Annotated in this window: 15 protein-coding genes; 8 read left to right on the top strand and 7 right to left on the bottom strand. The window is 62.3% G+C overall.

Going from position 1 to position 20,100, the window contains the following annotated elements; genetic code table 11:
* The first annotated feature begins 101 nt into the window (after nucleotides 1-101).
* Complete coding sequence (locus tag C8K61_RS04415) at nucleotides 102-506, top strand: TM2 domain-containing protein (protein ID WP_108094989.1); 405 nt, start codon at nucleotides 102-104, stop codon at nucleotides 504-506.
* 61 nt (nucleotides 507-567) lie between these two features.
* On the opposite strand, the gene C8K61_RS04410 is transcribed toward C8K61_RS04415, so the two are convergent.
* The 7 genes from C8K61_RS04410 to gshB all read right to left on the bottom strand — a co-directional run bounded on the left by C8K61_RS04410 (nucleotide 568) and on the right by gshB (nucleotide 6,510).
* Nucleotides 568-1,839 carry a dihydroorotase gene (locus tag C8K61_RS04410; protein ID WP_108094988.1) on the bottom strand — a complete coding sequence of 424 codons (1,272 nt, stop codon included), beginning with the start codon at nucleotides 1,837-1,839 and terminating at the stop codon, nucleotides 568-570.
* Nucleotides 1,839-2,867, bottom strand: a complete 1,029-nt coding sequence (locus C8K61_RS04405; protein ID WP_108094987.1) for an aspartate carbamoyltransferase catalytic subunit — start codon at nucleotides 2,865-2,867, stop codon at nucleotides 1,839-1,841. The genes C8K61_RS04410 and C8K61_RS04405 overlap by 1 nt, the downstream gene beginning before the upstream one ends.
* 10 nt (nucleotides 2,868-2,877) lie before the next feature.
* The gene (pyrR, locus tag C8K61_RS04400; protein WP_108094986.1) at nucleotides 2,878-3,393 is read right to left on the bottom strand and encodes a bifunctional pyr operon transcriptional regulator/uracil phosphoribosyltransferase PyrR; all 516 of its coding nucleotides are present in this window, start codon (nucleotides 3,391-3,393) and stop codon (nucleotides 2,878-2,880) included.
* 32 nt (nucleotides 3,394-3,425) lie between these two features.
* The gene (gene ruvX, locus C8K61_RS04395) at nucleotides 3,426-3,863 is read right to left on the bottom strand and encodes a Holliday junction resolvase RuvX (RefSeq protein ID WP_108094985.1); all 438 of its coding nucleotides are present in this window, start codon (nucleotides 3,861-3,863) and stop codon (nucleotides 3,426-3,428) included.
* Nucleotides 3,860-4,429: a YqgE/AlgH family protein gene (locus C8K61_RS04390; protein WP_108094984.1), complete on the bottom strand. Its 570-nt coding sequence runs from the start codon at nucleotides 4,427-4,429 to the stop codon at nucleotides 3,860-3,862. The genes ruvX and C8K61_RS04390 overlap by 4 nt, the downstream gene beginning before the upstream one ends.
* Before the next feature lie 64 nt (nucleotides 4,430-4,493).
* Nucleotides 4,494-5,387 carry an energy transducer TonB gene (locus C8K61_RS04385; RefSeq protein ID WP_108094983.1) on the bottom strand — a complete coding sequence of 298 codons (894 nt, stop codon included), beginning with the start codon at nucleotides 5,385-5,387 and terminating at the stop codon, nucleotides 4,494-4,496.
* 169 nt (nucleotides 5,388-5,556) lie between these two features.
* On the bottom strand, nucleotides 5,557-6,510 hold the full coding sequence (gene gshB, locus C8K61_RS04380; RefSeq protein ID WP_108094982.1) for a glutathione synthase: 954 nt from the start codon (nucleotides 6,508-6,510) through the stop codon (nucleotides 5,557-5,559).
* A gap of 245 nt (nucleotides 6,511-6,755) precedes the next feature.
* Between gshB and pilG the strand changes: the two genes are divergently transcribed.
* The 7 genes from pilG (at nucleotide 6,756) to C8K61_RS04345 (ending at nucleotide 20,083) form a co-directional block, all read left to right on the top strand.
* Nucleotides 6,756-7,163: a twitching motility response regulator PilG gene (gene pilG, locus C8K61_RS04375; protein ID WP_108094981.1), complete on the top strand. Its 408-nt coding sequence runs from the start codon at nucleotides 6,756-6,758 to the stop codon at nucleotides 7,161-7,163.
* Nucleotides 7,164-7,209: 46 nt separating this feature from the next.
* Nucleotides 7,210-7,575: a twitching motility response regulator PilH gene (pilH, locus tag C8K61_RS04370; protein WP_108094980.1), complete on the top strand. Its 366-nt coding sequence runs from the start codon at nucleotides 7,210-7,212 to the stop codon at nucleotides 7,573-7,575.
* A gap of 41 nt (nucleotides 7,576-7,616) precedes the next feature.
* Complete coding sequence (locus C8K61_RS04365) at nucleotides 7,617-8,153, top strand: chemotaxis protein CheW (RefSeq protein WP_108094979.1); 537 nt, start codon at nucleotides 7,617-7,619, stop codon at nucleotides 8,151-8,153.
* 84 nt (nucleotides 8,154-8,237) lie between these two features.
* On the top strand, nucleotides 8,238-10,286 hold the full coding sequence (locus C8K61_RS04360; RefSeq protein WP_108094978.1) for a methyl-accepting chemotaxis protein: 2,049 nt from the start codon (nucleotides 8,238-8,240) through the stop codon (nucleotides 10,284-10,286).
* A gap of 44 nt (nucleotides 10,287-10,330) precedes the next feature.
* Entirely contained in the window at nucleotides 10,331-11,227 is an 897-nt protein-coding gene (locus C8K61_RS04355; RefSeq protein WP_371919967.1) for a protein-glutamate O-methyltransferase CheR, read from the top strand.
* Between the two features lie 25 nt (nucleotides 11,228-11,252).
* Nucleotides 11,253-19,067 (top strand): Hpt domain-containing protein, encoded by a 7,815-nt coding sequence (locus tag C8K61_RS04350; RefSeq protein WP_108094977.1) that lies wholly within the window; start codon nucleotides 11,253-11,255, stop codon nucleotides 19,065-19,067.
* Nucleotides 19,064-20,083: a chemotaxis protein CheB gene (locus C8K61_RS04345; RefSeq protein ID WP_108094976.1), complete on the top strand. Its 1,020-nt coding sequence runs from the start codon at nucleotides 19,064-19,066 to the stop codon at nucleotides 20,081-20,083. The genes C8K61_RS04350 and C8K61_RS04345 overlap by 4 nt, the downstream gene beginning before the upstream one ends.
* The last annotated feature ends 17 nt before the right edge of the window (nucleotides 20,084-20,100 follow it).

Here is a 20,100-nt window from a genome sequence, read left to right as displayed (position 1 = left end):
TCGATACCTGCCGTAACGATTGCGCCAGGGTTTAGCTGGGCGAGCCGGCAACCCTTGGCTCAAGTCCGGGTCCAATCAGCCATCGTTACCTGGAGGCACACATGAACGTACGTCAGGACACCCACAGCAAATTCATGGGCTATCTGCTGTGGATATTCGGCTTTCTCGGCTCCCACCGCTTCTACTACGGCAAGCCCGTAACCGGGACCATCTGGTTCTTCACCTTCGGTCTGTTTTTCATCGGCTGGATCATCGACCTGTTTCTAATTCCAGCCATGGATGACGAGGCTGATCTGCGGTTTACCGCGGGTGAGCTGGATTACAACATCGCCTGGATCCTGCTGACCTTCCTGGGCGTCTTCGGCGTGCACCGCATGTATCAGGGCAAATGGATTTCCGGCTTGCTCTATCTGTGTACCGGCGGCCTGTTGTTTGTGGGAGTGCTCTACGACTTCTGGACCCTTAACGATCAAGTGTCGGTACGCAACGCTGTGCAGCGCCTTTGAGGTAAGCCCAGCCAATAAAAAGCCCCGCCAATTGGCGGGGCTTTTTATTGGGCGACACGCATCAAGCCTGGTAGCTGATATGCCCATCCACCAGGGTGTAGCGCACCGCGCCCGGCAGGCAATGGCCAATGAACGGGCTGTTCTGGCCTTTGGAGAACCAGGTTTCGCCGGCCAGGGTCGAGGCTTGCGGGTCGAACAGCAGCACATCTGCCGGGGCGTCTACGGCCAGTTGGCCGGCCGGCAAACGCAAGGCTGCAGCGGGCCCGGCGCTGAGGCGGGCGAGCAGGGTGGGCAGGTCGAGCAAGCCGTCCTGCACCAGGCTCATGGCCAGCGGCAGCAACAACTCGACGCTGCTGATACCCGGCTCGGTGGCACCAAACGGCGCCAGCTTGGCGTCGGCTTCGTGGGGCTGGTGGTGGCTGGCGATTGCCTGGATCACCCCGGCCTTCACTGCGGCGCGCAGGCCGTCGCGGTCGGCGGCGGTGCGTAGCGGCGGTTGCACGTGGTAGAGGCTGGAGAAGTCGATCAGCGCTTCATCGGTGAGAATCAGCTGATACAGCGCCACATCGGCGGTCACCGGCAGGCCGCGCGCCTGGGCGTCGGCGATCAACTGCGCGCCACGGGCGCTGGTGAGCTGGCTGAAGTGCGCACGTACGCCGGTCTGTTCCACCAGCAGCAGGTCACGGGCCACTGCCACCGTTTCTGCGCTTTCCGGAATGCCCGACAGGCCAAGGAAGCTGGCGGTAGCGCCTTCATGGGCCAGGCCGCCTTCGGCCAGGTCGTGGTCTTGCGACTGCAGCACCACGGTCAGGTCGAAGGTGGCGGCATATTCGAAGGCGCGGCGGCGGGTGCGGTTGTTGCGGAAACTCTCCAGGCCGTCGCCGAAGGCCACGCAGCCGGCGTCGCGCAGGGCTACCAGCTCGGCCAACTGTTCGCCGGCCAGGCCTTTGCTCAGGGCGCCAATCGGGAACACCTTGGTATGCCCGGCGCTGCGGGCGCGGTCGAGGATCAGCTCGGCGACTGCCGGGGTGTCCAGGATCGGTTTGGTGAACGGTGGGCAGCACAGGCTGGTGATGCCTCCAGCCGCAGCGGCCAGGGTTTCGCTGGCGATGCTGCCTTTGCGGCTGTAGCCCGGCTCGCGCAGGGCTACGTTGAGGTCGACCAGGCCTGGGCTGGCGATCAGGCCCTTGGCGTCGATGCTTTTGTCAGCGGCAAAGCCCGCTGGTTTGCTGCCGATGCCGGCGATCTTGCCGTCAGCGATAAACAGGTCGCAGACCTGGTCCAGGCCGCTGTTCGGGTCGATCACGCGGGCGCCGAGGATTTCGATGCGCATCAGTTTTGCTCCTCAGCAGCAGTGTTCGCTTGGGCTTCCTGGTTCAGCAGGCGCTGGGTGGTCTGGCCGCTCATGGCCATCGACAACACGGCCATGCGGATGGCGATGCCATAAGTGACCTGGTTGAGAATCACTGATTGCGGGCCGTCGGCCACTGCCGATTCGATTTCCACGCCGCGATTGATCGGCCCCGGGTGCATCACCAGGGCATCGGGTTTGGCCAGTTTCAGCCGTTCGCTGGTCAGGCCGTACAGGCGGTAGAACTCGCCTTCGCTGGGTAGCAGGCCGCCGGTCATGCGCTCACGCTGCAGGCGCAGCATGATCACCACGTCGACGTCTTTCAGGCCTTCGGCGAGGTCGGTATAGATGTTTACCCCGTACTGCTCAATGCCCACCGGCAACAGGGTTTTCGGACCGATCACGCGGATATCCGGGCAGCCCAGGGTTTTCAGCGCGAGCATGTTCGAGCGCGCCACCCGTGAGTGCAGAATGTCGCCAACAATGGCCACCGAGAGGTTTTCGAAGCTGCCCTTGTGGCGGCGGATGGTGAGCATGTCGAGCATGCCCTGGGTCGGGTGCGAGTGACGGCCGTCGCCACCGTTAATGATCGCCATGTCCGGGCACACGTGCTCGGCAATGAAGTGCGCGGCACCGGAGTCGGCGTGGCGCACGACGAAAATGTCGGCGGCCATGGCTTCGAGGTTGCGCAGGGTGTCGAGCAGGGTTTCGCCCTTGCTGGTGGAGGAGGTCGACACGTTCAGGGTGATGACGTCCGCCGACAACCGCTGGGCCGCCAGTTCGAAGGTGGTGCGGGTGCGCGTGGAGTTCTCGAAGAACACGTTGCACACGGTCTTGCCGCGCAACAGTGGGACCTTTTTCACCGCGCGGGCGCCGACTTCGAGGAAGGAGTCGGCGGTGTCGAGGATTTCAGTCAGCAACTCGCGAGGCAGGCCATCGAGCGAGAGGAAGTGGCGCAGTTGGCCCTGATCGTTGAGCTGCAGCGGGCGCTTGGCGTCGGTCGGCGTCATGGGGGAAGTCTCAGTGGGCGGCGGAGGCGGGAGCCTGGTGCTCAAGGGTGAGCGGCGCAGGGCCGAGCAATTTTACCCGCTCGTTGGGCGCAAGCTCCAGGGTGGCGCCGACCACATCCGGACGAATCGGCAGTTCGCGCGAGTTGAGGTCGAGCAGGCTGACCAGGGTCACGCTGGCCGGGCGGCCGTAGTCGAACAGCTCATTGAGCGCGGCGCGGATGGTGCGCCCGCTCATCAGCACGTCATCCACCAGCACCAGGTGCTGGCCTTCGATTTCGAAAGGCAGCGCCGAGGGGCGCACTTGCGGGTGCAGGCCGTTCTGGGTGAAGTCATCGCGATAGAACGAAACGTCGAGAATGCCCAGCTCGGTGTCGCGTGCCAGCTCTTTCAGCAGGGCCTGAGCGACCCACACGCCGCCGGTGTGAATACCGATGAAACGTGGCTCACTGATCTGCCGCTTGGCCAGGTGCTCGGTCAGCGCGGCGGCCATTTGTGGCAGCAGCTCGGCGGGGTTGGGTAGCTTCATGGTCTCTCCTTGAATCGCAAAAACGCAGAACGTCAGGCGCCGCTGTGTTCGGCCAGCCAGCCTTCGAGCAGCAGCGCGGCGGCGAGGGCGTCCACCGGATTGTCTTTGTAGCCGCCGCGTTGGCCTTGTTGCAGGCGCTCGCCTTTGGCGGCGTAAGTGGTCAGGCGTTCGTCGTGGGTGTGCACCGGCAGGTTGAAGCGGCCATTGAGGCGGCGGGCGAATTTTTCCGCGCGCTCGCTCATTTCGCTGGGGCTGCCGTCCATGTTCAGCGGCAGGCCGACGACAATGGCGTCCGGCTGCCATTCGCGCACTAGGGCTTCGACTTTCTGCCAGTCCGGTACGCCGTTTTGCGCTTTTAGTACGCACAGCTCGCGGGCCTGGCCGGTGATCACCTGGCCGACGGCGACGCCGATCTGCTTGGTGCCGTAATCGAAGCCCAGCAGCAGGCGCAGGGGTTTGTCGGCCATCAGGCGTGCCCGGCTTGTGAAGTCAGCAGGCTGAGGTTGACCCCCAGGCGCGCAGCGGCAGCCGCCAGCCGCTGGTCGTAAGGCACGTCAAAGAGGATGTGCGCGTCGGCTGGGCAGGTCAGCCAGGTGTTGCTGATCAGCTCGTCTTCCAACTGGCCGGCTTCCCAGCCGGCATAGCCGAGGGCGATCACGTGTTTGTCCGGGCCATGGCCGTCGGCGATGGCGAACAGCACGTCTTGCGACGTGGAGAGTGCCAACTCGCCGAGCTCCAGGGTGGCTTGGAATTGCAGGCCGGTCGGGTGCAGAACAAAACCGCGATCGGTCTGCACCGGGCCGCCGGAAAAGATCGGCAGGCTCTGGCAGAGGGCGGGCGGCAGGGTGTCGGGGCGCAGTTGCTCGAGCACGTCGGCGAGGTTCAGGCCGTTGGGGCGGTTGATTACCAGGCCCATGGCGCCTTCTGCGTTGTGCTCGATGAGGAAAGTGACGGTCTGCGCGAAGTTCGGATCGGCCATGTGCGGCATGGCAATCAGAAAGTGGTTTTTCAGGTAGCTGGGGTTGGCGTCTTTCATGGCGCGTAGTGTCGCCGCTGGTTGGTGGCCCTGACAAGCCGAGCGGGCCAATTGCTGGTGCCGGCTACTTGCTCGACAGCTTGTCGCCGCGCTCGAAGCGCCAGGTGCGGATGATTTCCAGGCGATCGATGTCCGACAGGTCGCCGGTGAACGGCGAGAACGGCGCTGCCAGCCGCACGATGCGCAGCGCCGCCTGGTCCAGCAGCGGCTGGCCGGACGACTCCAGCACCTGAACTTCATACAGGCTGCCGTCGCGGTTGATCGATACCAGCAGACGCAGGCTGCCGTAGATGCGCTGGCGGCGGGCTTCGTCCGGGTAATTGAGGTTGCCGACGCGCTCGACCTTCTTGCGCCACTCGTCTTTGTACCAGGCGCCCTTGTCGCGCATGGTCGAGGCAGCGTTCAAACGGTGGATTTTCGGCCGCTTGGCGTATAGCTGTTGTTCCTGGGCGAGCTCGGCTTCCAGGCCGGAGATCTCCGCCGACAGCTGTTCGCTATCAAAGGCCGGGGCCTTGCGGGCATCGGGCTGCGGCTTGGCTTCTTCGCGTTTGACCGGGGTTTTCTGCTGCTTGGGTGCAGTGGTGGCCACCGCCGCCTTCGGCGCTTCCTGCTTGGTGGCGGGTGCCGGAGCGGTGGGCAGGGTGATGCGTTTGACTTCTTTGTCCTGGAACAGCGCCTGTTCGGTGGTTTTTGGCGCCGCTTTTTTATCCAGGGTGCCGCTGCCTTGCTGGTTGTCCTGAGCCAGGTAGTCCGCCTCTTTGGGCGCCTCCTTGCTCTTGAACGTCGACAGGGTGATTTCCAGGGTCTTGCTGATCTGGCTGGGTGGCACCAGGGTGAAGCTGACGCCGAGAATCAGTGCCGCGTGCAGGGCGGCGGCGAGGAACAGGGTAAAGCCCAGCCTGTCCGCAGGGCGGACGCCGTAATCAGCGAGTTCGGGCGGAAGGGCGGGTGAGTTCATCGCACAAATGGGGTCGGTTCAGGTTGCCGCGCAGTCTGCCGAGGGCTCAGGCAAAAGTCCATGAAGCACTACGCGCCTTGGTGACGCACTGGGCATTTCTGCGCTGTGGGTCTCGTGCCGCTCTGCTACGCCGGTTTTTATTGCCAGGCATAGCAAAGCGGCCGAAGCCTTAGCGGGCGTCGAGTTGCGCGGCGATGGCGGCCATCAGTTGCTCGCCGATGCCGGTGTTGAAGGCATTGTCGATTTCACGGATGCAGGTCGGGCTGGTGACGTTGATTTCCGTCAGGTAGTCGCCGATCACGTCCAGGCCAACGAACAGCAGGCCCTTCTCGCGCAGGGTCGGGCCGACTTGGGCAGCGATCCAGCGGTCACGCTCGGTCAGTGGGCGGGCTTCGCCGCGGCCACCGGCGGCGAGGTTGCCACGGGTCTCGCCGGCTGCCGGAATGCGTGCCAGGCAGTAAGGCACCGGCTCGCCATTGATCATCAGGATGCGTTTGTCGCCGTCCTTGATCGCCGGCAGGTAAGCCTGCGCCATGATCTGCTGCTGGCCGAGGTTGGTCAGGGTCTCGAGGATCACCGACAGGTTCGGGTCGCCTTCGCGGTGGCGAAAGATCGAGGTTCCGCCCATGCCATCCAAGGGTTTGAGAATGATGTCACGGTGCTCTTTGGCAAACTCGCGCAGAATATCGGCGCGGCGGCTGACCAGTGTCGGCGGCGTGCAGTGCGGGAATTGCGTGGCAAACAACTTTTCGTTGCAGTCGCGCAGGCTCTGGGGGCGGTTGACGATCAACACCCCGGCGCGCTCGGCTTGCTCCAGCAGGTAGGTGCTGTAGACAAACTCCATATCGAAGGGCGGATCCTTGCGCATCAGGATCACATCCAGTTCGGTCAGAGGCGCGTCAGCTTCATCGCCCAGCTCGAACCAGTGTTGCGGATCAGCGAAAACTTTAAGGGGGCGCATGCGCGCCTTGGCAACTCCGGCGACCTGGTACAGATCGTGCTGTTCCATATAGAACAATGACCAACCACGGGCCTGAGCGGCCAGTAGCATGGCCAACGAGCTGTCCTTCTTATAGGAAATGCCCGCAATTGGGTCCATGACTATGCCGAGGCGAACGCTCATGGGGTGAATCCTCCGCAAAACGAATGCGACAGCTGAAATGTGTCGCGACTAGACTGTGTGGCGGCAGAGTGGCGCTGGCGACCACTTCGGTCAAGGAAAAACCTTACGCTTCTGGGGCTTATAGATTGCTTCTAGAGAGTGTGCTAAAAAGGCCTACGATTGGGTCGCAGCCCGTAGCTGGTAGGCCTCAGGCGCACTGAAAACGTAGAAAAATAACGACTCATCGAGGCGATGGTAGGGCGAACATGGAACAGCATTCCGAAGGATTAAGGGTCATGGTCATCGACGATTCGAAAACGATTCGTCGCACTGCTGAGACCCTGCTGAAAAAGGTGGGTTGTGAGGTGATCACGGCCGTCGATGGTTTCGACGCGCTGGCGAAGATCGCTGATACACACCCCAATATCATTTTTGTCGACATCATGATGCCGCGGTTAGATGGCTATCAGACCTGCGCCCTGATCAAAAATAACAGTGCTTTCAAGTCCACCCCGGTAATCATGTTGTCCTCTAAGGACGGTCTGTTCGATAAGGCCAAGGGCCGTATCGTGGGTTCCGATCAGTACCTCACCAAACCTTTTAGTAAGGAAGAGCTGCTCGGCGCCATCAAGGCCCATGTCCCAGATTTCACCCCGGTGGAACAAGCATCTTGACGTTCGACCGCTAGGGCGGTGACGCAAACTTCCATAGGGATACACCATGGCTCGCATTCTGATTGTTGATGACTCCCCCACCGAGATGTACAAGCTGACCGCCATGCTCGAAAAGCACGGTCACCAGGTACTCAAGGCGGAAAACGGCGCTGATGGCGTGGCACTTGCCCGTCAGGAAAAGCCCGACGCAGTGTTGATGGATATCGTGATGCCGGGCCTCAATGGCTTCCAGGCCACCCGTCAACTCACCAAAGATGCTGATACCAATCACATTCCGGTGATTATCGTCACCACTAAAGACCAGGAAACCGATAAGGTCTGGGGCAAGCGCCAGGGCGCGCGCGACTACCTGACCAAACCGGTGGACGAAGACACGCTGCTGAAAACCTTGAATGCGGTGCTGGCGGGCTAAGCCGCCACCACGCACATAAAAACTAGAAGGTTCAGGCCGACATGTCGGATGTACAGACTCCCTTTCAGCTCCTCCTCGAAATCGACCAGCGTTGTCGACTGCTGGCTGCCGGCTTGCCGTCGCAGCGGGCCGTGGTGCAGACCTGGAGTGGAATCGGCTTTCGCATGGGCGAGCGCCTGTTCGTAGCACCGATGGGTGAAATCGGCGAAGTGCTGCACGAACCACGGTTCACCTTGTTGCCTGGCGTGAAAAGCTGGGTCAAGGGTGTAGCCAACGTACGTGGACGCTTGCTGCCGGTAATGGATATGTGTGGCTACTTCGGTACCGAGCTCTCGCCTTTGCGCAAGCAGCGGCGGGTGCTGGTCGTAGACCATCAAGATGTTTTCGCTGGCCTGACCGTCGATGAAGTGTTTGGTATGCAGCACTTCCCGGTGGACAGCTTTACCGAGCAGTTGCCAGCGCTCGAAGCGGCTATTGAGCCCTTCATACATGGGGTTTTTCAACGCGAACAGCCTTGGCTTGTGTTCAGTCCTCACGCACTGGCACAACATCCGGGCTTCCTCGACGTTGCGTTCTGATTGATTAGGTTGGGTCGGCATTTGCCGGCCCTTTGGCGTTACACGGGAAAACGTAGTGCGGTGGGTCCAGGCGGGGGCCAAATAATGAAAAAATTGAACGCAGGCAATCTATTGGCTGGAGTGCGTAGTAGCTCGTTGATCGCGGGACTGTTTATCGTCCTGATCGTTTCGATCGTGTTGCTCTTCGCCAACTTCGCCTACATCAACACCCAGTCGAACTACGACAAGGAATACATCAGCCACTCCGGTGAGCTGCGTGTACTGTCCCAGCGTATTGCGAAGAACGCCACGGAAGCGGCCGCGGGTAAGACAGAGGCCTTCGCCCTGTTGAAAGACGCGCGCAACGACTTCGAAAAGCGTTGGAGCTTCCTGGTCAGTGGTGACAACACCACCGGCCTGCCGCCTGCGCCAGCCATCGTCAAACCAGAAATGGACGCGGTGCAGCAAGACTGGGACAGCCTGCGTAAAAACGCCGACGCCATTCTCGCCAGCGAACAAACCGTACTGTCCCTGCACCAGGTAGCCGCCACACTGGCCGAAACCATTCCGCAACTGCAGGTGGAGTACGAAGAGGTCGTCGACATTCTGCTGGAAAGCGGTGCGACCGCTGCCCAGGTATCGGTTGCCCAGCGTCAGTCGCTGTTGGCCGAACGTATCCTCGGTTCGGTGAACAAGGTACTGGCCGGTGACGAAGACTCGGTACAAGCCGCCGACATGTTCGGTCGTGACGCCAGCCTGTTCGGTCGCGTACTTAAAGCGATGATCGAAGGCAACGCTGCCATGAAGATCACCAAGGTCAGCGACCAGGAAGCCCTGGAGCGTCTGTCCGAGATTTCCGAGCTGTTCGAATTCGTCTCCGGTTCGGTGGACGAGATTCTCGAAACCTCGCCTGAACTGTTCCAGGTACGTGAATCGGCCAGCAGCATCTTCACCGTTTCGCAGACCCTGTTGGACAAGGCCTCGCAACTGGCTTCCGGTTTCGAAAACCTGGTCGGTTCGCGTTCGATGAACACCCTGGCCGGTTATGTACTGGGCCTGCTGGCCATCGCCTCGATCGTTCTGATCGGTCTGGTAATGGTCCAGAGCACCCGCAGCCGATTGGCTGAAACCGCCGAGAAAAACGAACGTAACCAGGCGGCGATTCTGCGACTGCTCGATGAAATCGCCGACCTCGCGGACGGTGACTTGACCGTAGCCGCGACCGTAACCGAAGACTTCACCGGCGCCATCGCTGACTCGATCAACTACTCGATCGACCAACTGCGCGACCTGGTAGCCACGATCAACTTGACTGCCGTACAGGTGGCCGCCGCCGCCCAGGAAACGCAGGCAACGGCAATGCACCTGGCCGAAGCATCCGAACACCAAGCGCAAGAAATTGCCGGTGCATCGGCGGCGATCAACGAAATGGCCGTGTCCATTGACCAGGTATCGGCGAACGCCTCGGAATCGTCCGCGGTAGCAGAACGTTCCGTAGCCATCGCCAACAAGGGTAACGAGGTGGTGCATAACACCATCACCGGCATGGATAACATCCGTGAGCAGATCCAGGACACCTCGAAACGTATTAAACGTCTCGGTGAATCGTCCCAGGAGATCGGTGACATCGTTAGCCTGATTAACGACATCGCCGACCAAACGAACATCCTCGCACTGAACGCCGCGATCCAGGCCTCCATGGCTGGTGACGCCGGTCGAGGCTTCGCCGTGGTAGCGGACGAGGTACAACGCCTCGCAGAACGTTCCTCCGCTGCAACCAAGCAGATCGAGGCGCTGGTTAAAACGATTCAGACCGACACCAACGAAGCGGTTATCTCCATGGAGCAGACCACTTCCGAAGTAGTGCGCGGTGCGCGCCTGGCGCAAGACGCCGGTGTGGCACTGGAAGAGATTGAAAAGGTATCCAAGACCCTCGCGGCCTTGATCCAGAACATCTCCAACGCCGCCCGTCAGCAAGCCTCCTCCGCTGGCCATATCTCCAACACCATGAACGTGATCCAGGAGATCACCTCGCAGACGTCCTCGGGTACCACCGCTACCGCCAAGAGCATTGGTAACCTGGCCAAGATGGCCAGTGAGATGCGTCGTTCGGTTTCTGGTTTTACCCTGCCAGAAGCAGCGGACCAGGCCTGATCGAGGGGAGCGCGATGACCTGTTAGGGTCATCGCCACTGGGCCATGAGCGAGGGCGACGGCATGCAACCGAGCGGGGCGCCGGGTGGGGCTTGGTCTCTCAAGCCTCTCGTGGACATGACACCGGCGGAATTCCACGACTGGCAAGCGCTGCTCGAAGAGCGCACCGGCGTGGTGATCAACGAACAGCGCCAGGCTTTTTTGCAGACCAACCTCAGCGCGCGCATGCGTGAGCTGGAGGTGCCGGACTATGCCAGCTATTACCGGCAAGTTACCGATGGTCCGCGTGGCGCGGTGGAGTGGTCGACCCTGCTGGATCGTTTGACCGTTCAAGAAACCCGTTTTTTCCGCCATCGCCCTTCGTTCGAAGTGCTTGAGCAATACCTGGCGCTGCGCCTGGCGCGCGCCCAACCCGGCGAGCAGCCGTGGGCGCTGTGGAGTGTGGGTTGCTCCAGTGGTGAAGAACCGTACTCCCTGGCGATCAGTGCCGCGGAGGTGTTGCGTGATAGCGAGATGCCCGACCACTTCGGTGTGACCGGTACCGATATCAGCATGAATGCCCTGAGCAAGGCGCGAGAGGCCGAATACGCCGCGCGCAAGTTCGAGCAGATGGATATAGACCTGTGCGAGCGCTACTTCGACGCGCAGGACGATGGTCGTTTGAAAGTAATACCGAGTCTGGCGGCGCGTGTGTGCGTGGCCAGGCTCAACGTGCTGGAGTTGGCGAAAGCGCCGATGGCCGGCATGGATGTCATTTTCTGTCAGAACTTGCTGATCTATTTTCGTCGCTGGCGTCGCCGCGAGATCCTCAACCGCCTGGCTGAACGCCTTGCGCCCGGTGGTCTGTTGGTAGTCGGTGTCGGTGAAGTGGTCGGTTGGCAGCACCCGGACCTGGAGCCGGTGGCCGACGAGCGAGTGCTGGCTTTTACCCGAAAGGGGTAACGTGCGGTTTATGAGTGGAGTTGCTATGGGTGATCGGCACGATTATGTCGCCCTGGAGTGGGTTAAAGGCGAGATCGCAGAAACCCTGAAACAGGCACGGCAGGCCCTTGAGGCGTTCGTTGAGAACCCCGAGGACTCGACGCGCATGCGTTTCTGCCTGACCTATGCGCACCAGGTACACGGCACTCTGCAGATGGTGGAGTTCTACGGCGCAGCCTTGCTCGCCGAAGAGATGGAACACCTCGCCCAGGCGTTGATGGAAAACCGCGTGAGCAACCAGGGCGAAGCTCTGGAAGTGCTGATGCAGGCCATTCTGCAACTGCCGGTTTACCTCGACCGCATTCAGACTGCCCGCCGCGACCTGCCGATGGTGGTGTTGCCGCTACTGAACGACCTGCGTTCGGCCCGTGGCGAAAAACTCCTGTCGGAAACCAGCCTGTTCTCCCCGGACATGACCGTGCGTCAGCCGGCGTTGTCGGCTGATTCCCTGGCACAACTGCGTACCGCCGAACTGCCGGTACTGCTGCGCAAACTGCGGCAGATGTTGCAGATGGCCCTGATCGGGGTGATCCGCAACCAGGACCTGGGCACCAACCTCGGCTACATGGCGCGTGTTTTCGCCCGCCTTGAAGTGCTGTGCAAAGACGCCCCGCTGGGCCCGCTGTGGCAAATCGCGTCGGGCATTGTTGAAGGCCTGTCCAACGGCAGCGTGCTCAACGGCGCGTCCGTGCGCACCCTGCTGCGCCAGGTCGACAAAGAACTCAAGCGCCTGCTGGAACAAGGTGCCGACGGCATCAACCAGGCGGCGCCGGATGAGCTGACCAAGAACCTGCTGTTCTACGTCGCCAAGTCCACCACCCAATCGCCACGCATCCGCCATCTGAAGGAACAGTACCGCCTTGATGAAGCGCTGCCCGACGACGATATCGTCGACGAAGAGCGCGCTCGCCTGGCCGGCCCTGACCGTGACGCCATGCGTTCGGTGGTTGCTGCCCTGTGCGAAGAGTTGGTGCGGGTCAAAGACAGCCTTGATCTGTTCGTGCGCAGCGACCGTAGCAAGGTGGCCGAGCTCGACAGCCAGTTGGCCCCGCTCAAGCAGATCGCCGACACCCTGGCGGTATTGGGTTTCGGCCAGCCGCGCAAAGTTATCCTCGACCAGATCGACGTGGTCCATGGCCTGTCCCTCGGCCAGCGTGAGCCAAGCGATGCGGTGCTGATGGATGTTGCCGGTGCCCTGCTGTATGTAGAGGCCACCCTGGCCGGCATGGTCGGCCCCGCCGACGATGGCCGCCGCGAGGAAAGCCACCTGCCGACCACCGACGTCGGCCAGATCCACCAGTTGGTGATCAAGGAAGCGCGTAACGGCCTGGAACAGGCCAAAGACGCGATCATCGAATTCATTGCCTCGCAGTGGAACCACGAGCACCTGGCCCGCGTGCCAGAGCTGCTGACCCAGGCCCGTGGTGGCCTGGCGATGATTCCGCTGGAGCGTGCCGCAGCCTTGCTGCAGGCCTGCAACCGTTATATCCAGGAACAACTGCTGGCGCGCAAAGCCGTGCCGAACTGGCAGAGCCTGGACACCCTGGCCGACGCCATCACCAGCGTCGAGTACTACCTCGAGCGCCTGAGTGAAGACCACGCTGCCCAAGGCGACCTGATTCTCGACGTCGCCGAGGAAAGCCTGGAAACCCTGGGTTACCCGCTGAAAGAAAAGCCGTCGATCCTTGATCGCGTTGAGCCTGAGGCGGAAACCTTCGCGCCGCTGGCCGACCCGATGCACGAGATCGAAGTGCTGGCCGACGAGCCTGAAGTGGCTGCTGAGCCTGCCTTTGAAGCCGAGCCATCGTCGTTCGAATCCGACTTCGGCGTGATCGAAGAAAGCTTCAGCCTCGAGGACCTGCCGGTCGCTGACACCCAGCCTGTGGCTGACAGCGGTGACGTGGGTGGCATCGAATTCTCCCTCGACGATCTGCCAGTCCCCCAGCCCGCTGATGAAAGCGAACTGAGCCTGGAGTTCGGCGAGCTGCAAAGCGCCGAGCCGCTCGCCGCCGACGGTGACGAGCTGCTGAGTCTTGAAGACAGCTGGACCCTGGAAGAGCTGCCCGCTGCGCCGGGCGACGTGGTCGAGTTGAGCGCATTTGACGAGGTGCAGGATCTCTCAGCATTGCCGAGCCTGGACCTCAACGACGAGCCGCTGACCGTCAGCGAAACGGCTACCGAGTGGAACCTCGACAACAGCCTGGAGCTACGTGATCTCCAACAGGAAGTGCCGGAAACCCCGACCTTCTCGCTGGAAGACGCCGGCCTCGAAGAGCTGAGCCTCGACGACCTGAACGAAGATTTGAACGACAACCCAGCTGACTGGAACGAAGCCGAACTGGCCGAGCTGGAATTGCCCGAAGTCGACCTGCCGGGCGTAGAGCCGGAAGCTCCGGTTGCTGCTCCGGTAGAAAAACCGCTGTCGATGGCCGACGTCATGGCCGCTCCGGTGCAAGCGATCAACCCGCCTGCCCAGGACGTACCGCCCAGCCTGTTGCCGCCACCGGAAGGTGAAGAACCGATCGACGAAGACCTGTTGGAGGTCTTTATCGAAGAAGTTGGCGAGGTGCTGGAAACCATCGCCGAGTACCTGCCGCAATGGCGCGCAGATACCGACAACAAAACAGCTCTGGCCGAAGTACGTCGTGCCTTCCACACCCTCAAGGGCAGTGGTCGCATGGTTCGCGCGTTGATCATCGGCGAGCTCGGCTGGGCCATCGAAAACCTGCTCAACCGGGTGCTCGACCGCAGCATTCAGCCAGGCGAAGAAGTGCAGCAAGTGATCGCCGACGTGGTCGCGCTGATGCCGGCCTTGGTCGACGAGTTCGCCGCCAAGGCGCAGCGCCAGCGTGATGATGTCGACGCCCTGGCCGCAACCGCCCATGCCCTGGCGCGAGGCCAACTGAGCCCAAAACCTGAAGCCCCGGTGCCCGCGCCAGTCGCTGACGCCGTGGGCGCACCTGTTGCGAGCGCGCCTGCTGCTTCGGCGGCAGCCGACGTTGAGGCGCTGGACCCGCAGTTGATCGAGATTTTCCGCAACGAAGCGGAAACCCACCTGGACACCCTGGTCGGTTTCCTCGCCGATTGCGCCCAGGAACTGCCGCAGGAAATCACCGATAACCTGCAGCGCGCCTTGCACACCCTCAAGGGCAGCGCGCACATGGCCGGCATTCTGCCGATTGCCGAAATCGCTACCCCGCTGGAAAAGCTGGCGAAGGAATTCAAGACCAACCTGATCCCGATGGACCTGGCTGAAGCGGAGCTGCTGCATACCGCCGAGCAATTGTTCCGTCGTGGTCTGGAACAGCTGGAGACCAGCCCGCTGGCTCCGATTGATGGCGCTGCCGAGTTCCTCGAACGCGTCAACAAGCTGCACCAGGAACGTTTGGACAGTGCCCAGGCGGCCCGTCAGGACCTGCAAGGCAGTGACCAGCGCGACCCGCAACTGATCGGTATCTTCCTCTCTGAAGGCATGGACATCCTCCTGGATGCCGAAGACCTGCTGCGCAAATGGCGTGAGCACCCGTCCGAGCGCCAGGAGCTGAGTGCCCTGCTGGACGAGCTGACCACCCTTGGCCGTGGCGCCGAGATGGCCGAACTGCCGCAAATCGATGAGCTGTGCGAGGCCTTGCTGGACCTCTACGGTGCCGTCGAAGAAGGCAGCCTGGCCGTTAGCGAGCGTTTCTTCAGTGAGGCCGAAAGCGCCCACGAAGCGTTGATCAGCATGATGGACCAGGTGGCTGCCGGCCTGCAGGTGACTGCCGAGCCGCAACGTGTCGAAGCCCTGCGCCAACTGCTGGGCGAAGCCCTCGACCCGCAAACCCTGGCGCTGTTGAGCCCTGGCGGTGAAGCCGGGTTGAACATCGTTGAACTGGACGCCGCCACCTCTGACCTGCAGATGGCCGAGTGGGACAACCAGCCGGCCAACGACGAGCCTGAGCACGAGTACGACCTGTCGGCCTTCGATTCCTTGCCGAACGTCGAAGAGCTGCCAGCCATTGAAGAGCTGCAGGTGGACGACGTGTTGCCGGCGGTCGAAGATCTGGCCGCTATCGAGCCGGCACCAGAACCGCTGGCGCCTGCTCCTGAGCCGGTACCGGCAGCGGTGGTCGACGCCGACCCGTTGGATGCCGAGATGGTGGAAATCTTCCTCGAAGAGGCGGTGGATATCCTCGAAAGCTCCGGCCAGGCCCTGGATCGTTGGCTCGGTGAGCCGGACAACAACCTGGCGCTGTCCTCCCTGCTGCGCGATTTGCACACCCTCAAAGGTGGCGCGCGCATGGCCGCCATTCGCCCCATCGGCGACCTGGCCCACGAGCTGGAAACCCTTTACGAAGGCCTGGTAGACCGCCGCTACAGCTACTCGCCGGTACTCGCCGGGCTGCTGCAGCGTAGCCACGACAAACTGGCGGTGTTGCTCGACCAGTTGCAGGCCAACCAGCCGCTGCATGACCCGGCTGCGTTGATCCAAGACATTCGCAGCTTCCGCCAGGGCGGTGCGCAGAGCCTGTCCGCCGCCGCGGTGATTCTCGACGACTTCGAAGAACCACTGGAGTTGGTTGAGCTCGAGCTGCCCAGTGCAACGCCGAGCGCCGAAGCCGAGCTGATTGCAGCCGAAGACGAACTGGAAGCGCTGCCGCTGGTTGAGCCGGTCGAAGACCAGCTGGACCCGGAAGAGATCAGCTTCGAAGACGTGGCTGCCACCCCGGAACTCAGTGCTGAACAACTGCACGACGCGTTGCCCGAAGCCGAAGGGTTCGAGCTGGACGCAGCATTGCCTGAGCTGGAGATCGACGAGCCAACGTTCGAGGAACTCGCGCCAGAAGCACAAAGCGTCGAGCTGAGCGACCTTGAAGTCGAGCCGAGCGTTGCGCCAGAACCTGAACCAGAGCCGGTTGTTTACACCGCGCCTGAGCCGGTGGTCTATGAAGCGCCAGCGCCGACAGCGTTGGATGACGAGCGCGACCCGGAACTGGTGGAGATCTTCCTCGAAGAAGGTTTCGACATTATCGACAGCTCCAGCGCCGCCCTGCAGCGTTGGAAAGATGACCTCGACAACAGCCTCGAGCTGGAGTCCCTGCAGCGTGACCTGCACACCCTCAAGGGTGGCGCACGGATGGCCGAGATCCGCGAAATCGGTGACCTGGCCCACGAGCTGGAATTCCTCTACGAAGGTTTGGGCGACGGCCGCCTGCGCGCCAGCCCGGGTCTGTTCGGCTTGCTGCAAAGCTGCCATGACCGCCTGGCTGAGATGCTCGAAGCGGTGCGCGACAAGCGCCACGTGCCGAGCGGCGAAGACCTGATCGAAACGATCAAACGCTTCCGCGCCAACCCCGATGAGCAACTGAGCATGCCGTCCAGCGTGCATCTGGTCGCCGCGGCTGATGAGCCGTCGGTGGACGACGCTGAAGACGACGACATTCTGGATATCTTCCTGGAAGAGGCCGACGACCTGCTGGAAAGCATGGAAAGCGCCATCGGCCGTTGGGAAGAAAAGCGCGATGACGGCGACGCGGTCGACGACATGCTGCGCATCCTCCACACCCTCAAAGGCGGTGCGCGCCTGGCCGGGCAGAAGACCCTTGGCGACCTGACCCACAACCTCGAACAGCACCTGACCGAAGCGCAGCAACAAGGCGCGCCGTGGCCGGAAAGCCTGTTCCTCGATGTGCAGTCCGGTTTCGAAGGCCTGCAAGGCGAGCTCGACCAACTGCGTCAGCGGGTCAACGACAGCATTGCCGCTGATCTGGCCGATGCCGAAGCCCGTCACGACGTGCCGGCGCCAGAAGCCCCGGTGGCCAACAAGTTGCCGGCGGTGCACACCCTGGCCAACCCGATTGTGGCCGCCAGTGAGTTCTCCTCGGCACCCGCTGCGGCCAAAGTGCTGCCGTTCGTGCGCCGTGCCCAGGAAGCAGCGCTGGACGCTGCATCGCGCCGTGCCCCGCAAGAACTGGTTAAAGTGCCGGCGGACTTGCTCGAAGGCCTGGTCAACCTGGCCGGTGAGACGTCGATCTTCCGTGGTCGCGTCGAGCAACAGGTGAGTGACTTCGGTTTCACCCTCGGTGAGATGGAAGCGACCATCGACCGGGTGCGCGACCAGTTGCGCCGCCTCGACATCGAAACCCAGTCGCAGATCATCAGCCGCATCCAGCTCGAAGCCGAGCGTGTGGGTTACGAAGACTTCGACCCGTTGGAAATGGACCGTCACTCGCAACTGCAGCAGCTCTCGCGTGCGCTGTTCGAGTCGGCCTCCGACTTGCTGGAACTGAAAGAAACCCTGGCCGCGCGCAACCGCGATGCGGAAACCCTGTTGCTGCAACAGGCGCGGGTAAACACCGAACTGCAAGAAGGCCTGATGCGTACGCGCATGGTGCCGTTCGATCGTCTGGTGCCGCGTCTGCGCCGGATCGTCCGCCAGGTGGCGAGTGAGCTGGGCAAGCAGGTCGACTTCGTGGTCGGCAACGCCGATGGCGAGATGGACCGTACCGTTCTCGAACGTATCGTTGCGCCGCTGGAACACATGCTGCGTAACGCGGTGGACCACGGTATCGAGCCGAGCGATGTGCGTCGTGCTGCGGGCAAGAGCGAGCAGGGCAACATTCGCCTGAGCCTGGGCCGTGAGGGTGGCGATATCGTCCTTACCCTGGCCGACGACGGTGGCGGCATCAAGCTTGAAGCGGTGCGCCGTAAGGCCATCGAGCGCGGCATGATGGACGCCGGTTCGGACCTGACCGATTACGAAGTGCTGCAGTTCATTCTGGAAGCCGGCTTCTCCACCGCCGAGAAGGTCACGCAGATCTCCGGCCGTGGCGTCGGCATGGACGTGGTGCACTCGGAAGTGAAGCAACTGGGCGGTTCGATGAGCATCGAATCGACCCCGGGCGAGGGCACCACCTTCCGTATCCGCCTGCCGTTCACCGTGTCGGTGAACCGCGCGCTGATGGTGCTTTCCGGTGAAGACCTGTACGCCATTCCGTTGAACACCATCGAAGGTATCGTGCGGGTTTCGCCGTACGAGCTGGAAGCCTATTACGCACCTGACGCGCCGCGTTTCGAATACGCCGGTCAAGCTTACGAGCTGCGTTACCTGGGTGACCTGCTGAACAACGGCCAGCAACCAAAACTGGTTGGCCAGAGCCTGCCGTTGCCGGTGATTCTGGTGCGTTCCAGCGACCACGCCGTGGCGGTGCAAGTGGACTCCCTCGCCGGTTCGCGCGAGATCGTGGTGAAGAGCCTCGGCCCGCAGTTCGCCGGTGTGCACGGAATTTCCGGCGCCACCATCCTCGGTGACGGTCGCGTGGTGGTGATTCTCGACCTGCTGGCAACCATCCGGGTTCGCCACGCGCACCTGCTCAACCAGTTGCAGACCCGCTCCGTCAGCCGTACCGCGCTGCCAGCCGAGCTGGAAGTGGAACGTCCGACCCTGGTGATGGTGGTCGACGACTCGGTAACTGTACGTAAGGTCACCAGCCGTCTGCTGGAACGTAACGGCATGAACGTGCTGACGGCCAAGGACGGGGTGGATGCCATCTCGCTGCTGCAAGAACACAAGCCGGACATCATGCTGCTGGACATCGAAATGCCGCGCATGGACGGTTTCGAAGTGGCCAACCTGGTGCGCCACGACGAGAACCTCAAAGACCTGCCGATCATCATGATCACCTCGCGTACCGGTGAAAAACACCGTGAGCGGGCGATGAACATCGGCGTTAATGACTACCTCGGCAAGCCGTACCAAGAGTCGCTGCTGTTGGAAACCATCACCAAACTGGTGGCTGAACACCCGGTTAAACGCATATGACCGATAAAGTCACCGCGCGCATCGCCGTCCTCGCCGACACCTCGCTGCAGCGCCATGTGCTGCAGCAGGCGCTGACTGGCAGTGGCTACAACGTGGTGCTCAATACCGATCCGGCGCGTCTCGACGCCGAAGCCCTGGCCGCCTGCGAAGCCGACCTGTGGCTGGTGGACCTGGCGCAGTCGGACGACTCGCCGCTGGTCGACACCCTGCTGGAGCACGCCAACGTGCCGGTGCTGTTTGGCGAAGGCCATGCCCCGGAACGGCATTCGGAAAACTACCCGCGCTGGGAACGGCGTCTGGTGGGCAAGCTCAAGCGTCTGGTCGGCGATCCGACTCAGGCGGTGGGCCCCAGCCTGCAGGCCTTGTTTGACGAAGCGCAGCGCCCGGCGCGGCTGGATCTGCCGTCCGCCTTGGCCAACACGCCATTGGCGGCCGGTGCGCCGGCCCGCCAGGTGTGGTTGCTGGCGGCTTCCCTCGGTGGCCCTGCGGCGGTGAAGGCATTTCTCGATGCCTTGCCCGGTGGCCTGCCGATCGGTTTTATTTATGCCCAACACATCGATGCCAGCTTTGAAGCAACCTTGCCTCAGGCCGTCGGCCGCCACAGCCAATGGCATGTGAACCCGGCACGCCAGGGCGACCCGGTGCGCTGCGGTGAGGTGGTGGTGGCGCCGATCCAGTACGAACTCGGCTTTGCCGACGACGGTGCAATGCAGATTGCCGACCGCGGCTGGCCAGAACCCTACAGCCCGTCCATCGACCAGATGATGCTCAACCTGGCCCAGCATTTTGGTGCCATGAGCGGCGTGATCGCCTTCAGTGGTATGGGCAGCGACGGCAGCGCCGCCGCCGCCTATGTGCGTCGTCAGGGCGGCGAGATCTGGACCCAGCGTGCCGAAAGCTGTGCCTGCGCTAGCATGCCCGACAGCCTGCGCGAAGGTGGCTACAGCGCCTACAGCGGCGACCCGCGTGAGCTGGCGGAAACGCTGGTCAATCATTTAGCTGCGCAGTGCGCCTGATAGCGCCGACAGGATTT

The organism is Pseudomonas sp. GV071, from assembly GCF_003050835.1.
In the GTDB taxonomy this organism is placed as follows: domain Bacteria; phylum Pseudomonadota; class Gammaproteobacteria; order Pseudomonadales; family Pseudomonadaceae; genus Aquipseudomonas.
The sequence above is the reverse complement of the archived record's forward strand: the minus strand, read 5'-3'. Positions and strand labels throughout refer to the sequence as shown.